The 670-nt window shown below is 45.1% G+C and carries 1 protein-coding gene; it reads left to right on the top strand.

Annotation, left to right across the window (positions count from 1 at the left end; all coding sequences use genetic code 11):
* Nucleotides 1-562, top strand: a 562-nt coding sequence (locus A3735_RS10690) for an SDR family NAD(P)-dependent oxidoreductase (RefSeq protein ID WP_156499599.1), incomplete at its 5' end; no start/stop codon positions are given.
* Nucleotides 563-670: the final 108 nt, after the last annotated feature.

The following is a 670-nucleotide window of genomic DNA, read 5'->3' as shown; positions in this document are numbered from 1 at the left end:
AGAAAGCTCGGTCGACTCTATATGCAATACTACTGGTGCGCAACTCGGCGTAATAGATATCATTGTTCATAACGCTGGCATTACTCGCGACAAGACTATTGCTAACATGCCAGAGCACTTTTGGGATCAAGTGATAAACATCAACTTGTCCAGGGTGCTGGATATCAATCGTGCGCTAATAGAAAAGAAGCTACTTGCTAACAATGCACGCATCATCTGTATATCTTCTATTTCCGGGATTGCAGGTAACTTCGGACAAAGTAATTACGCCTGCTCTAAAGCCGGAATAGCCTCTTATGTTGAAGCGATGAGCCAACACACCGCCGACCAGGGCCTTCAGGGGCTAACTATTAACGCCATTGCACCTGGCTTTATAGAAACTGATATGACCCAGCGAATCCCTTTATTGACTCGTGAACTAGGGCGACGTATGAATGCATTATCACAGGGTGGCTTGCCGCTAGATATCGCAGAGGGAGTGAGCTTTTTCAGCCGCCCCGATGCTAATGCGCTTAACGGAAATGTACTTCGTATATGCGGTTTGAGTTTACTAGGTAAGTAAATGTAATAATGGAATGGAATGCGATGACCATCTTGCAGCAAGAATGCCATCGCTTTAAGTTTACTTATCACCAGCTATCAAAAGAACCAGCTGAGGGTCAATTCTCGT

The sequence above is a fragment of the Oleiphilus sp. HI0061 genome, from assembly GCF_001635675.1.
This window is presented reverse-complemented; position numbering and strand designations above follow the sequence as displayed.